Origin of the sequence: Microbacterium sp. STN6 (assembly GCF_026410545.1) — a bacterium.
Classification (GTDB): domain Bacteria; phylum Actinomycetota; class Actinomycetes; order Actinomycetales; family Microbacteriaceae; genus Root112D2.
Genome location: NZ_JAPMIT010000003.1, coordinates 174,019 through 188,492, shown reverse-complemented (window position 1 = coordinate 188,492; position 14,474 = coordinate 174,019). Strand labels below are relative to the sequence as shown.

At 70.4% G+C, this 14,474-nt stretch carries 11 protein-coding genes; 7 read left to right on the top strand and 4 right to left on the bottom strand.

Features of this window, described 5'->3' with window-relative positions:
- Nucleotides 1–115 precede the first annotated feature (115 nt).
- The 3 genes from OSC27_RS10035 (at nucleotide 116) to OSC27_RS10025 (ending at nucleotide 6,017) form a co-directional block, all read left to right on the top strand.
- Nucleotides 116–4,063 (top strand): proline dehydrogenase family protein, encoded by a 3,948-nt coding sequence (locus tag OSC27_RS10035; protein ID WP_267181322.1) that lies wholly within the window; start codon nucleotides 116–118, stop codon nucleotides 4,061–4,063.
- A gap of 196 nt (nucleotides 4,064–4,259) precedes the next feature.
- Nucleotides 4,260–5,141, top strand: a complete 882-nt coding sequence (locus tag OSC27_RS10030) for an endo alpha-1,4 polygalactosaminidase (RefSeq protein WP_267181321.1) — start codon at nucleotides 4,260–4,262, stop codon at nucleotides 5,139–5,141.
- 48 nt (nucleotides 5,142–5,189) lie between these two features.
- Nucleotides 5,190–6,017, top strand: a complete 828-nt coding sequence (locus OSC27_RS10025) for an aldo/keto reductase (protein ID WP_267181320.1) — start codon at nucleotides 5,190–5,192, stop codon at nucleotides 6,015–6,017.
- 26 nt (nucleotides 6,018–6,043) lie between these two features.
- Here the strand turns inward: OSC27_RS10025 and OSC27_RS10020 are convergent, their stop codons facing one another.
- From OSC27_RS10020 to OSC27_RS10005, 4 genes are all read right to left on the bottom strand, one after another.
- Nucleotides 6,044–6,415: a GntR family transcriptional regulator gene (locus OSC27_RS10020; protein WP_267181319.1), complete on the bottom strand. Its 372-nt coding sequence runs from the start codon at nucleotides 6,413–6,415 to the stop codon at nucleotides 6,044–6,046.
- 67 nt (nucleotides 6,416–6,482) lie between these two features.
- Nucleotides 6,483–7,418: a hypothetical protein gene (locus OSC27_RS10015; protein WP_267181318.1), complete on the bottom strand. Its 936-nt coding sequence runs from the start codon at nucleotides 7,416–7,418 to the stop codon at nucleotides 6,483–6,485.
- Nucleotides 7,419–7,688: 270 nt separating this feature from the next.
- The gene (locus OSC27_RS10010) at nucleotides 7,689–8,945 is read right to left on the bottom strand and encodes an amidohydrolase (RefSeq protein ID WP_416348842.1); all 1,257 of its coding nucleotides are present in this window, start codon (nucleotides 8,943–8,945) and stop codon (nucleotides 7,689–7,691) included.
- Between the two features lie 45 nt (nucleotides 8,946–8,990).
- Nucleotides 8,991–9,428 (bottom strand): Lrp/AsnC family transcriptional regulator, encoded by a 438-nt coding sequence (locus tag OSC27_RS10005; RefSeq protein ID WP_267181317.1) that lies wholly within the window; start codon nucleotides 9,426–9,428, stop codon nucleotides 8,991–8,993.
- A gap of 211 nt (nucleotides 9,429–9,639) precedes the next feature.
- On the opposite strand from OSC27_RS10005, the gene ddaH reads away from it, so the two are divergent.
- The 4 genes from ddaH to OSC27_RS09985 all read left to right on the top strand — a co-directional run bounded on the left by ddaH (nucleotide 9,640) and on the right by OSC27_RS09985 (nucleotide 14,410).
- Nucleotides 9,640–10,431 carry a dimethylargininase gene (ddaH, locus tag OSC27_RS10000; protein WP_267181723.1) on the top strand — a complete coding sequence of 264 codons (792 nt, stop codon included), beginning with the start codon at nucleotides 9,640–9,642 and terminating at the stop codon, nucleotides 10,429–10,431.
- Nucleotides 10,428–11,663, top strand: coding sequence for an ornithine--oxo-acid transaminase (rocD, locus tag OSC27_RS09995; RefSeq protein WP_267181722.1), 1,236 nt, complete (start codon nucleotides 10,428–10,430; stop codon nucleotides 11,661–11,663). Before ddaH ends, rocD begins: the two co-directional genes overlap by 4 nt.
- 157 nt (nucleotides 11,664–11,820) lie before the next feature.
- A complete protein-coding gene (locus tag OSC27_RS09990; RefSeq protein ID WP_267181316.1) occupies nucleotides 11,821–13,269 on the top strand; it encodes a peptide MFS transporter in 1,449 nt (482 codons plus the stop codon).
- Nucleotides 13,270–13,435: 166 nt separating this feature from the next.
- Nucleotides 13,436–14,410, top strand: a complete 975-nt coding sequence (locus tag OSC27_RS09985) for an acetylxylan esterase (protein WP_267181315.1) — start codon at nucleotides 13,436–13,438, stop codon at nucleotides 14,408–14,410.
- The last annotated feature ends 64 nt before the right edge of the window (nucleotides 14,411–14,474 follow it).

The window sequence follows — 14,474 nt, the reverse complement described above, 5'->3', positions numbered from 1 at the left end:
ATTACCTCCCGCTTCTTCCCACCATAGTCCCGCACATCGTGGTGGCGGCTGAGCAGCAGCCGAGTGCCCGCCGTGTGCCGCGGGCGCGAACGGCCCGGGCGCATATTCTCGAATCATGACGCAGTTGCCATCGGGCTCCGGGCCGTCCGCCTTCGACACCCGCCCACAGACGCTCGCCGACGACGCCGTCGAAACCGTTCGCCGCTGGCTGGCAGAGAGCAGAAGCACAGCGGATGCCGCGGCGAACGCCTCGCACACAGCGAACGCCTCGCACACAGCGAACGCCTCGCACACAGCGAACGCCTCGCACACAGCGAACGCCTCGCGCACGGCGAACGCCTCGCACACGACGCGCGCCTCGCGCGCCTCGCGCGCCTCCGACTCCAACGCCGAGCTGCTCGCCGACGTGCTCCGCGAGCGCGGCGGCCTCGACTTCGTCGTCAGCTTCGTGGACGGGGTGGCGCGCCCGCAGGATCTGTTCGTCGCGGGGTACAACCTGCAGGCTCTGGCCCGCGGCATCCCGGACTTTCTGCCCTGGCACATGCGCGCCGCGCTGAGGCTCGGCGGCGTGCTCGGCCCCGTGCTGCCCTGGGTGGTGGTGCCGATCGCCCGGCGCGTGCTGCGCGGCATGGTCGGCCACCTCGTGATCGACGCGACGCCCGAGAAGCTCGGCGCGGCGCTCGCCCGGCTGCGCAACCCCGCGAGCGGCCCGGCCCCGCGGCTCAACCTCAACCTGCTCGGCGAGGCGGTGCTCGGCCAGAAGGAGGCAGACCGCCGCCTCGCCGGCACCCGCGCGCTGCTGGAGCGCGACGACGTCGACTACGTGTCGATCAAGGTCTCCTCGATCGCGAGCCGGCTGAACATGTGGGCGTTCGACGAGACCGTGCGCGAGGTGGTCGAGCGGCTCACCCCGCTGTACGAACTCGCGGCCCGCGCGGGCACGGCCAGCACCGGCCGCCCCAAATTCATCAACCTCGACATGGAGGAGTACCGCGACCTCGACCTGACCCTCGCGGTGTTCCGCGGCATCCTCGATAAGCCGCAGCTGCAGCACCTCGAGGCCGGCATCGTGCTGCAGGCCTACCTGCCGGATGCCCTCGACGCGCTCGAGGGGCTCACCGAGTGGGCCACCGCCAGGCGCGCGGGCGGCGGGGCGCCTATCAAGGTGCGCGTGGTCAAGGGCGCGAACCTGCCGATGGAGCGCGTGGATGCCGCCATCCACAATTGGCCCCTCGCGCCGTACGCGACCAAGGAGCAGACCGACGCCAACTACAAGCGCGTGCTCGACTGGGCGCTCACGAGCGAGCACACGCATGCCGTGCGCATCGGCGTGGCCGGGCACAATCTGTTCGATGTGGCGTGGGCCTGGCTGCTCGCCCGGCACCGCGGCGTCGACGACCGCGTGGACTTCGAGATGCTGCTTGGCATGACCAGCGAGCAGGCCGCGGCCGTGCAGCGCACCGTCGGCGAGCTGCTGCTGTACACGCCGGTCGTGCACCCGGGTGAGTTCGACGTGGCGATCTCGTACCTCATCCGCCGGCTCGAGGAGAACGCGAGCGCCGAGAACTTCATGTCGGCCGCGTTCGACCTCGCCGACAACCCGGCGCTGTTCGAGAGGGAGAGGCAGCGGTTCCTTGCCTCCGTCGCGATTCTTGAAGCGGATGCTGCGCCACGCGGTTTCGCGCCTCTGCCGCACCGCCGGCAAGACCGAACCAGGGAATGGGAGGAGGGCAGTGGCGAGGCGCTGTTCAAGGCGCCGCCGGCCCCCGCCCCTGCTGATCGAGGGCCCGCCCCCGCTGATCGAGGGCCCGCCCCCGCTGATCGAGTAGGCGGCGCAGCCGCCGTATCGAGATCCGACCTGGTTTCGAGACGCCCGCCTGCAGCGGGCTCCTCAACCAGCGAGGGCGGCGACGAGGGCGAGGCGGATCCCGGGCTCACCAACATCGTGCTGGGGCTCACGCGAGGCAGCGGCTCGGACGGCGAAGTCCCGGGCGGCGGTGTGCTGGAGGCGTTCCGGCCGGCGCCGGACACCGACCCGGCGCTGCCCGCGAACCGAACCTGGGGCCGGCGCATTCTCGCGCGCGCAGCCGCATCGACCCTGGGCGAGGAGACGCTCGCGGCGGCCACGATCGACGACGCGGCGACCCTCGAGCGCGTCATCGGCGCCGTGCGCGAACGCGGCGTCCAGTGGGGCACGCGCAGCGGCTTCGACCGGGCCTCGCTCATCGACCGCGCCGGCTTCGCACTCGCCGCCAACCGCGATCGGCTCATCGAGGTCATGGCATCGGAGACGGGCAAGACCATCGCGGAGGCCGACCCCGAGGTGAGCGAGGCCGTCGACTTCGCGCACTACTACGCGCAGCGGGCGCGCGAGCTCGACACGGTGCAGGGCGCCCGGTTCCAGCCGGTCGCGCTCACGGTGGTCACGCCGCCGTGGAACTTCCCGGCATCGATCTCGGCCGGCAGCGTTCTGGGGGCGCTCGCCGCGGGCAGCGCCGTCATCATCAAGCCCGCGCACCAGGCGCGCCGCACGGCCGCGGTCATGGTCGAGGCGCTGTGGGAGGCCGGTATTCCGCGGGAACTGCTGGCGCTCGTCGAGCTGCACGACGAGGCCGCCGGCGAGGGCGAGCTCGGGCGTGCCCTCATCACCGACGCGCGCGTCGACCGCGTCATCCTGACCGGCTCGTACGAGACCGCGGCGCTGTTCCGCTCCTGGCGGCCCGCGCTGGCGCTGCAGGCCGAGACGAGCGGCAAGAACGCCATCATCGTCACCCCGAGCGCCGACTACGACCTCGCCGTGGCCGACATCGTGCACAGCGCGTTCGGCCACGCAGGCCAGAAGTGTTCGGCCGCGAGCCTCCTGATTCTGGTCGGCTCGGTGGGCCGTTCGCCGCGCTTCCTGAATCAGCTGACGGATGCGGTCACGAGCCTGCGTGTCGGCTACCCCACCGACCCGCGTACCGAGATGGGCCCGCTCATCGAGCCGGCCGCCGGCAAGCTGCAGCACGCCCTCACCATGCTCGGTGCCGGCGAGGAGTGGCTCGTGCAACCGAAGCAGCTGGACGAGTCCGGGCGACTGTGGTCGCCCGGCATCCGCTCTGGTGTGGAGCCCGGCTCGTACTTTCACCTCACCGAATTCTTCGGGCCGGTGCTTGGCATCATGCGCGCTCGCTCGCTCGAGGAGGCGATCCGCTACCAGAACGCGGTGGACTTCGGCCTCACGGCGGGGCTGCACTCGCTCGACGCCGACGAGCTGGAGCTGTGGCTCGACACGGTCGAGGCGGGCAACCTGTACGTGAACCGTGGCATCACCGGCGCGATCGTGCAGCGGCAGCCGTTCGGCGGCTGGAAGCGGTCGTCGGTCGGCACGGGCTTCAAGGCGGGCGGGCCGAACTACCTTCTCGGGCTCGGCTCGTGGCACCCGGATTACGGCAAGTCCAGCGCGAGCCTGCACCTGCGCGGGCTCGACCCCCGGGTGCAGGAGCTGATCGAGGCGGGCCAGTCGTCGATGGGCTACGAGGAGTTCGACGTGGTGCGGCGATCGGCGCTCAGCGATGCCATCGCCTACGCCACCGATTACGGGCAGGCGCGCGACGTGTCTGGCGTCGGCGTGGAACGCAACCTGCTGCGGTACCGACCGGTCGCCGTGGCGGTGCGGCTCGCCGAGGGCGGCACGCTCGCCGCGTTGCTGCGCGTGCTGGCGGCGGCCACCGTGGCGCACAGCCGCTTCGAGGTGTCGAGCCCCGCCGAGCTGCCGCGTACCGTGCGGCAGGTGCTGCGCGAGCGGGGCGTGCGCCTGCATATCGAAACGGATGCCGCGTGGCTGGTCCGCGCTCAGACCGGCTCTCTCGACGCCGCTCGCGTGCGGCTCGTGGGTGCTGCCGAGACGCAGGTGCAGCAGGTGCTGCGCACCCTCGGCCCGCGCGTGGATCTGCCGGTGTTCGCGGGCGCCGTGACGCCGTCGGGCCGCATCGAGCTGCTGCCGTTCCTCGCGGAGCAGGCGGTCTCGATCACGGCGCACCGTTTCGGCACGCCGAGCCGGCTCTCACACGATGTGATCTGAGACTCCTCCGGTGCTCACCCGCAGTGAGCGCTTTCTGGTGCAGCGCGCGGGAGGCGGCTACCCTGATCGCATCGTGGAGAACCCTACCGGCCGGTCGCAGACGAGAAGGCCGGGAAGCACGCCAGAGAACGAGCTCGAGGCGGGGCATCCATAGATCGGAGTACGACGAATGCGTACCTCAGCTCGACTCTCGCTCATGGCATCGCTTGCCGCGGCGGCACTCATCGGCGGACTTGGTTGCGCCAGCATCGGCGCCGCCCAGGCGCACGCGGGCGACGGCCCCCGCGGTCATGCACCGGCCGCCGCGAGCGCGCACGGCTCTGGCCACGCGCATGCCCGCGGCCACGCCATCGACCTGCCGCCCGTGAACGCACAGTTCGACTACCAGATCGGCGGCGCGTATGCGCCGGCGACATCCGTGGGCATTGTGGATCGCGACCACACTGCTCGGCCTGCGCCCGGCGTCTACAACATTTGTTACGTGAACGCGTTCCAGACCCAGTCAGACGACACGACCACGTGGGCGGGCCACAACGACGACCTCATTCTGCGGGATGCGCAGGGCAACAAGGTGGGCGACCCGGACTGGGGCGAGTACATTCTCGACACCTCGACCGCCGCGAAGAGGGCGCGGATCGCGGCGATCGTGGACCGCTGGATCGACGAATGCGCCACCAGGGGCTTCGACGCGGTTGAGCCGGACAACCTCGACACCTACACGCGGCAGCCTGACCTGCTGACCAAGGCGGGCAACCTCGACCTGGCGACGCGCCTCGCCCGGCACGCGCACGCGCGGGGGCTCGCGATCGCGCAGAAGAACACGGCCGGCCTCAGCGCCGCGACCGTGAAGCGGGTCGGATTCGACTTCGCCATCGCCGAGGAATGCCAGATGTACACCGAGTGCGACACGTACACGAGCGTGTACGGCAACCACGTGATCGAGATCGAGTACACGGACAACCCGCTGACGGCGTACCGGCAGGCGTGCCGCGCGCAGGGGCGGCAGATCTCGGTCATTCTGCGGGACAGGGATGTGGTGACGCCCGACGACGCGGCGTACCGCTACAAGTACTGCTGAGGCGCCTCACACTCGATCACCGCAACGCGCGCGAGTAGCCTGAGGGGCATGAACGCTCCGCTCATCGCGCTCAACAACGGCACCGCCATCCCGCAGATCGGCCTCGGTACCTGGCCCCTCGACGACGACCAGGTCGAGCAGGCCATCATCACCGCGGCCGAGCTGGGCTACCGGCATGTGGACACGGCGGCGAAGTACGGTAACGAGACGGGGGTGGGCCGCGGCATCCGCTCGTGTGGGGTGCCGCGCGAGGAGATGTTCGTCACCACCAAGCTCGACGGCGGCTACCAGGGCGACGACAGGGCGATCGCGGGGCTCGACGCCTGCCTCGAGCGGATGGGTCTCGACTACGTCGACCTGCTTCTCATCCACTGGCCCCTGCCGCAGCGCGACCTGTTCGTCTCGACGTGGCGCACGTTCGAGAAGCTGCACGAGCAGGGCAAGGCGCGGGCGATCGGGGTGTCGAACTTCAAGCCGGACCACCTGAAGACGCTCATGGCGCAGACCGGCATCGTGCCTGCGGTCAACCAGATCCAGCTGAGCCCGCGCATCCCTCGGCTCGACCACCGGGTGTTCCATGGCCAGCACGGCATCGTGACCGAGGCGTACAGCCCGCTGGGCGCCGGTAGCGATTTGCTCGAGAACCCGTCGCTGCGGCAGATCGGGCAGGAGTACGGCAAGACGCCAGCGCAGGTGGTGGTGCGCTGGCACGTGCAGAACGGGTTCGTGGTGATCCCGAAGTCGAAGAACTCCGAGCGCATGGCGCAGAACCTCGACGTGTTCGACTTCGAGCTGTCGAGGAACGACCTGCTCGCGCTCGACCTGCTGTCGGCAGGCAACGAGCACGGCGTCGACGCCGACGTGGACGGGCACTGAGCTCTGCGCGATCGGATCGCCGTCGTTCAGGTGGCGGATGCGGGGCTCGGCTTGAGCGCAGCCGTCACGATCTCGAGCGCCTCGCCCGGCGCGATGCCCAGCTGCGCCACGCGCTCGGCGTAAGCCGTCGCCGCCTGCTGGGCCTGGCGCTGACTCGCATCGCCGGTCGCGGCGATGAACGAGCCGTGGCGGCCGCGCGTCTCGATGACCTCGTCGCGCTCCAGCTCCCGGTACGCGCGGGCGACGGTGTTCGGGGCAAGCCCGAGGTCGTCCGCCAGTCGCCGCACGGTCGGCAGCCGCGCCCCCGGCACGAGCTCTCCGTTGCGCACCGCGTCGATCACCTGCAGTCGCAGCTGCTCGAAGGGCGGCGTCGTCGACGTCGGGTCGATGACGATCATCCGCTGCGCTCAGTCTGTGCGGCGCTGTTTCGAGCCCCGGCGCCCATGATCGCCACGAGCAGCCGGGTCATGAGTGTGCTCCGGCGGCCGACGGCTCGTGTCGAGAACCAGTCTCGGCCCAGAGCCGGCGCCAGTAGCGCGTCTCTGTTGACACGGCAATCGCGAACACGACCGCACCGGCGACCAGGAAGCCCATCACGATCGATGAGGTCCAGTCGGAGGTCACCTCGCCGAGCGCGGTCGGCATGCGGCCCACCGTGAGCGCCACCCCGGCCAGCGCCAGAAACCCCAGTACGAACGGCCCGCTCAGCACATCGCGCAGGCTTTCGGCCCGCAACGCGTCGTCCCACGCAAGCTCGAGAGGAGACGAGGCCTGTTGCCCGCGCCTGAGAATCGAGCGTTGGGCGGCCGCCGACCCCAGCAGCGATAGCGGGGCGGCGATCAGGACGAGCAGGAGCGTCGGGTCGAAGAGCGGCTGAGCGGCGTGCGGGTGGCCGCCGAGCGTGGCGGCCACGAGCAACGCCGCCCATCCGAGGATCGCCGCGGCAGGCAGCGCTCGCACGGCCCAAAGGAGGCCGGGGGTGACGTAGTCGCTGAGGGAGGGAACATGTGCCCGTGCGTACCGCGGCGAATCCGTTGCGGGGCCAATCCTGAATGCGCGCGACAGAGTGAGGCCGATCGCGCCACCGACGCTCGCGGACACGAGGGCATAGAGCCCGATCCACGGCCAGGTGCGACCCGGCTCATGTTGCACGGCGGGGTAAGCGGCTGCCGCGAAGGTGGTCGCCGAGAGCCCGCCGATGAGCAGCGCGCGATCGCGCAGAACCAGTCGGCGCATGACACGGCCGTTGACCGAGGGGTGCAACGTGAGGTCGACGCGGCGCGCGGTGCGGTCGAGGGCAGCCAGGCGACCGCGAGCCGTGCGCCTGTAGCGGAAGGGTGACGCCGCGAAAGAGAAGCAGGCGCCGAGGAAGGCGACGATAAAAGGGTCGTACCAGTTCATCGCGCTCCTTTGTGCTGCGTTTGTACCAATTGTAGCAGTACAACGCGGCGCTGCGTCAGGAGGGATGGCCGCGCTGCGTCAGGAGGGTTGGCCGCGCTGCGTCAGGAGGGTTGGCCGCGCTGCGTCAGGAGGGTTGGCCGCGCTTCATCAGGAGGCCGCGTTTGATCAGGAGGAAGCCGGCGACACGCCGTCACCGCACGCTCGACACGCCGCGATGGCCCCGATTGTTCCTGATGAGCGACAGGGGTGCGGCGCGAAGAGGCGCCCGCGTCAGGCCAGCCACTCCAACGCCGCGACGGTCAACGCGGTGATCCCCGTGCTCAGCGTCGGCTCGATGACCGGGGCGAAGTGCGGCGAGTGGTTCGAGGGGATATCGCGGTCCGCGGTTCCGGCCGCCGTGGCCTCGGCGAACGCGGTCGCGTCGTGGCCGCCCAGCAACCAGTAGACCAGAGGGGCACTGGCGGCGGTCGCCAGCGCCCCGACATCCTCGCTGCCGGTCACCGCACCCGGATCGAGGACCCGCTCCTGACCGAACGCGGCGCGGAAGGCGCCCATGGTCCGCGCCGTCGCATCCGGTTCGTTGACAAGTACGGGGAACGACTCCTCCATGACGATCTCGGGCTCGCGTTCGGCGCCGGAGGCCCGCGCCTCGGCGACGATCACGCGGCGGGTGGCGCGCAGCACGCGGTCGCGAACCGCGGCGGTGGTGCTGCGGATGCTCACCCCCAGCACGGCCTCGTCGGGAATGATGTTGCTCTTGGTGCCGGCGTTCAACTGGCCCACCGTGAGCACCGCCATCTCGCTGCCCGCGATCTCGCGCGAGACGACCGACTGCAGACGCATCACCGTCGCGGCCGCCATGACGACAGGGTCGATCGTCGTCTCGGGCCGGGAGCCGTGGCCGCCACGACCGAAGAGCCGCACGCGTAGCGAATCGGCGCCCGCGAACGCTTCGCCGGCGTGCGCGCCGACCGTTCCCGCCGGCATCGGCGCGACATGCTGGCCGAGCACGACGTCGGGCACGGGCACCTGCTCGTAGAGCCCGTCGTCAAGCATCGACTGGGCTCCCGCTCCGGCCTCCTCCGCGGGTTGGAAGAGTGCGATGAGCGTTCCGCTCCACTCGGAGCCGTGCCGTGCCAGCAGCTGGGCGGCCCCGAGCAGGCACGTGACATGCACATCGTGGCCGCAGGCGTGCATGACGGGCACATCCTGACCGTCGCGATCGACGCCGCGCGCGGTGCTGGCGTACTCCAGCCCGGATTCCTCGGCGACCGGCAGCGCGTCCATGTCGGCACGCAGCAGCACCGTCGGTCCCTCGCCGCCCCGCAGCACGCCGATGACCCCGGTCTTCGCAACACCGGTGACCACCTCGAACCCGTCGTTCGCGAGCCGCTCGGCGATGATGGCGGCCGTGCGATGCTCCTGAAAGGAGAGTTCCGGATGCGCGTGCAGGTCCTTGTAGGCCGAGGCGAGTGGCGCGGCGACGGCTCCCACCTCGCGCAGTACAGACTCCATGATTGCGACCATGGCTGACTCCCGTCCCCCGGTGAGGCTCAGCCTAGGCCCGCGCCGTTACTGGGCGGAAGGGTGGATGAGGCGCGAGAGCACGATCGAACTGCGGGTGTGATCGACGTTGGGGGCCAGGCGCACCTTTTCGAGCGCGGCTTCGAGGCCCGAGATGTCGCGTGCCCTGATGTGCACGATCGCGTCGGCGCTGCCCGAGACCGTGCCGGCGTCGACCACCTCGGGCACGGCCGAGAGAATGCGGAAGAGCTCGGCCGGCGCCACCGTGCCGCGGCAGAACAGCTCGACGTACGCCTCGGTGCCCATGCCGTCGACCGACGGATCGACCTGCACCGTGAACCCGCGGATCACGCCGCGCCCGCGCAACCGATCGACGCGCCGCTTGACGGCCGAGGGCGACAGGCCGACCGTCGCACCGATCTCGCCATAGCCCGCCCGGCCGTCGCGGCGCAGCAGCTCGAGAATCTTGCGATCGAGGTCGTCCATGCCCACAGCCTAGTGCGATTCCTTGCGTGGAAGCCATCTAAGACGCGGCAAAGCCGCGCATCTGGGCAAGAATCATCAGATACGTGCGTGTGAGACTGGAGACATGGCAGAGACCACGACGACGGATGCGGCGGGCCGATCGGGCGCGGAGGCGGCATCCGCCCCCCAAGGCGCCCCGGGCGAGCGCACCTCCACGCGGCGCAGCTACCTCATGTGCCGGCCCGAGCACTTCACGGTGAGCTACCGCATCAACCCGTGGATGCACCCGGCCGCGCCGACCGACACCGCGCTCGCCGTGCGCCAGTGGCAGAGCCTGTACGACACGTTCGTCGGGCTCGGCCACGACGTGCACCTGATCGACCCGGCCCCGGGCCTGCCCGACATGGTCTATGCGGCAAACGGCGGCTTCACGCTCGACGGCGTGGCGTACGGCGCCCGGTTCGCGCACGAGCAGCGGGCAGCCGAGGGCCCCGCGTACATGCGGTGGTTCGCCGAGCACGGGTTCCGGGTGGCGCAGCCCGAGTACGTGAACGAGGGCGAGGGCGACTTCATGCTCGTGGGCGACACGATTCTCGCCGGGCGGGGGTTTCGCTCGACGAGCGGCAGTCACGCCGAGGCATCCGCTCTCTTCGGTCGCGAGGTTCTCTCGCTCACGCTCGTCGACCCGCGCTTCTACCACCTCGACACGGCGCTCGCCGTGCTCGACCCGCTCACGGGCGACGCCGACGCGAACGTGGCCTACCTGCCGCACGCCTTCGACGAGGCCAGCCGCCGACTGCTCGCCGAGCGCTACCCGAACGCCGTCATCGTCAGTGACACGGATGCCGCGGTGCTCGGCCTCAACAGCATCAGTGACGGCCGCAACGTGGTGATCTCGAGCCGCGCCCGCGGATTCGAGGCGCAGCTCGCCGAACGCGGCTACAACCCGATCGGTGTGGATCTTTCCGAGCTGCTGCTCGGGGGAGGAGGAGTGAAATGCTGCACGCTGGAATTGAGGCGATGAGCGAGACGAGCGCCGCCGTGCCCGAACGCGGCGACGCGCGCGGCGCCCACCTGGCCCACAACTATCACCCGCTGCCGGTCGTCATCGCCTCGGGTGAGGGCGCCTGGGTGAGGGACGTCGACGGTCGCCGCTACCTCGACTGCCTCGCCGCGTACTCGGCCGTGAACTTCGGGCACTCCAACCCGGTGCTGCTCGACGCCGCCCGCGCCCAGCTCGAGCGCATCACGCTCACGAGCCGCGCGTTCGAGAGCGACATGCTCGGTCCCTTCGCCGACCGCCTCGCCGCGCTCGCCGGCAAAGATATGGTGCTGCCCATGAACACGGGCGCCGAGGCGGTCGAGTCTGCCGTCAAGATCGCGCGGGCGTGGGGTTACCGCGTCAAGGGTGTCGAGCCGGGCAAGGCCAACATCATCGTGGCGGCGGGCAACTTCCACGGCCGCACGACCACCATCATCAGCTTCTCGGACGACCCCGTCGCGCACGATGACTTCGGCCCGTACACGCCCGGCTTCACCACCGTTCCCTACGCGGATGCCGCAGCCCTCGCCCGCGCGATCGACGACAACACGGTCGCGGTGCTCCTCGAGCCCATCCAGGGCGAGGCCGGCATCATCGTGCCGCCCGCCGACTACCTGCCCGCCGTGCGCGAGGCCTGCACGGCGAACAACGTGCTGCTCATCGCCGACGAGATCCAATCGGGGCTCGGCCGCACCGGCACCACATTCGCCTGCGACCTCGTCGGCGTCGTGCCCGATCTCTACCTGCTCGGCAAGGCCCTCGGCGGGTCGATCGTGCCGGTCTCCGCGGTCGTCGGCGATGCGGATGTGCTCGGGGTGCTGCGCGCCGGCGAGCACGGGTCGACGTTCGGGGGCAACCCGCTCGCGGCATCCGTGGGTCTTGCGGTCATCGCCATGCTCGAGACGGGGGAGCCGCAGCGGCGCGCCCGCGAGCTCGGTGAGCGGATGCACCAGCAGCTGCATGCGCTCGTTGGCGAGGGTGTGGTCGCGGTGCGCGGCGTCGGGCTGTGGGCCGGCATCGACATCTCCCCGGCGCTCGGCACCGGCCGCGAGGTGTGCGAGCGGCTCATGGCGCGCGGCGTGCTCGCGAAGGATACGCACGAGTCGACCATTCGCCTTGCGCCGCCGCTCGTGGTGGAGCAGGCCGACCTCGACTGGGCTCTCGAGCAGCTGGCAGCGGTGCTGCGCGAACTGCGGGAGGCGCGCGCCGCCTGACCCGCTGCCCCGCCAGACCCGCGCTCACTCCCTGGGTCGGGCCATTTTGCGGGTGCGCGCGCGCAGCACCCGCGTTTCGGCCCGACCCATTGACTCCCGGGCCTGAGCAGGGCGCGCGAGGTGTCCGGCGCGCAGAGGGCGGCGTACCGTGCCCGTTATGGGTACCGAGCAGCGCTCCCACACCTTCTTCGGCCAGCCGTGGGCGCTCGCCCACCTCTTCGGCGTCGAGATGTGGGAGCGCTTCTCCTTCTACGGCATGCAGGGAATCCTGCTGCTCTACCTCTACTTCAGTGCAGCGGATGGCGGCCTCGGCATCCCCAAGTCCGACGCGGCCGCCATCGTCGGCGCGTACGGCGGCGGGGTGTACCTCTCCACGATCCTCGGCGCGTGGGTGGCCGACCGGCTTCTCGGCAGCGAGCGCGTCGTCTTCTACAGCGCGATCGTCATCATGCTCGGCCACATCTCGCTTGCCCTGCTGCCCGGTTTCGTCGGTGTCGGCGTCGGGCTCATCCTCGTGGCGGTGGGCAGCGGCGGTCTGAAGGCCAACGCCACCAGCGTGGTCGGCACGCTCTACGGCCCCGAGGACACCCGCCGCGACGCCGGCTTCTCGCTCTTCTACCTCGGCATCAACCTGGGCGCGCTCGTCGGGCCGCTGCTCACGGGGCTGCTGCAGCAGCGCATCGGGTTCCACTACGGGTTCGGGCTCGCCGCGGTCGGCATGGCTGCCGGGCTCGTGCAGTACTCGTTCGGCCGCCGCCGCCTGCCAGACGAGGCCCGCGTGGTGCCGAACCCGCTGCCGCGCGGGCGGTATCCGCTCTGGATCGGCATCGCCGTCGCGGCCGTCATCGTGATCGTGGTGCTCGTGCTGACCGGGGTGATCACCGCGGGGCGCCTCGCCGGCATCGTCATCGGCGTGACCATTCTCGCCACGATCGTGTACTTCGCCGTCATCCTCTCGAGCAGGTGCATCACGAGCGACGAACGGCACCGGGTCTACAGCTTCATTCCGCTGTTCGTCGCCAGCACCGCCTTCTGGTCGCTGTACCAGCAGCAGTTCACGGTGGTGACCATCTACTCTGACGAGCGGCTGGACCGCAACATCTTCGGCTGGGTCATGCCCATCCCGTGGGTGCAGTCGATCAACCCGGTGTTCATCATCATTCTCTCGGGCGTGTTCGCCGCGCTCTGGACCAAGCTCGGCCGCCGCCAGCCCACCACCCCCGTGAAGTTCGGGCTCGGCACCGGGATCATGGGCGTGGCGTTCCTGCTGTTCCTGCCGTTCGTCGGCGGCGGGCCGAACAGCACGCCGCTTCTTGGCATGGTCGGGATCCTCTTCGTGTTCACGGTCGCCGAACTGCTGCTCTCGCCGGTGGGGCTGTCGGTGTCGACGAAGCTCGCGCCCGCGGTGTTCCGCACGCAGATGGTGGCGCTGTTCTTCCTCTCGGTGGCGCTCGGCACCGCGATCTCGGGGCAGCTCGCCGCGCTGTACAGCCCGAAGACCGAGGGCGTGTACTTCGGAGTGCTCGGCGGCATCGCCATCGCGCTCGGCATCATTCTGCTCGCGATCTCGCGGTGGGTGCTGCGCCTTATGCGCGGCGTGCGCTGAGAAGCGGATGCGCGTGGCGCCGCCAGCCGAGGTGCGTGTGTCACTGCGAGGGTCGGGCCATATTGGGGGTGCGGGCGCGCGGGACCCACGATGTGGCCCGACGCGCGGACCGAGCCGGCCGCCGGGGCCGGCCGGCGGCATCCGCTCGTGGCTCTAGGCTTTTGTCATGTTCGTCGACATGCCCGAGGCAGAGCTGCGTGCCTACCGAAGCAGCCAGAATGACCCGCACGACTTCGATACCTTCTGGGCCGACACGCTGGCCGAGAGCCGTGCGTTCGACACGGGCGTCACGCTGACGCCGGTCGAGACGGGGCTGGCGACGATCGACACGTTCGATGTGACGTTCGCCGGGTTCCGGGGGCAGCCGGTGAAGGCGTGGCTGCGGGTGCCGAGGGGCGCGGCAGGGCCGCTGCCAGCCGTGGTGCAGTTCGTCGGGTACGGCGGGGGGCGCGGCCACGCGCTCGAGAACCTGCTCTGGGCGTCGGCCGGCTTCGCGCACCTTCTCATGGACACGCGTGGGCAGGGTTCGGCGTGGGGTGCCGGGGGCGCGACCGCCGACCCCGAGGGCAGCGGCCCGCACTTCCCCGGCTTCATGACGAACGGCATCGAGAGCCGCGAGACCTACTATTACCGCCGCGTATTCACGGATGCCGTTCGCGCGGTCGACGCCGTTCGAACGCTCGACGCCGTCGACCCGTCGCGTGTCGCGGTGCTGGGCGGCAGCCAGGGCGGCGGAATAACCCTCGCTGTCGCCGGACTCGTGCCCGACCTGGTTGCGGCGATGCCGCGGGTGCCGTTCCTGTGCGACTTCCCGCGGGCGCTGGTGCTGACGGACGGGTTCCCGTACAAGGAGGTCGGCTCATACCTGCGCACGCACCGCGGCGCGATTTCGGCCGTGCACGAGACGCTGTCGTATTTCGACGGGGTGAACTTCGCGAAGCGAGCGAGCGCCCCGGCCTGGTTCTCGACCGCGCTCATGGATTCGACCTGCCCGCCCTCGACCGTGTTCGCCGCGTACAACGGGTACGCCGGCGAGAAGCAGATGCAGGTATGGCCGTTCAACGGTCACGAGGGCGGCGAGGTCTTCGACGACGAGGCGTCGCTCGCGGTGCTGCGCGGCTTGTTCGGCGACGCGGGTTGAGGAGCGCGAAGCGCGTCTCGAAGCCCGGCATCTCGTTCGCAGGTGCGCAGTTTCGAGCTGACCG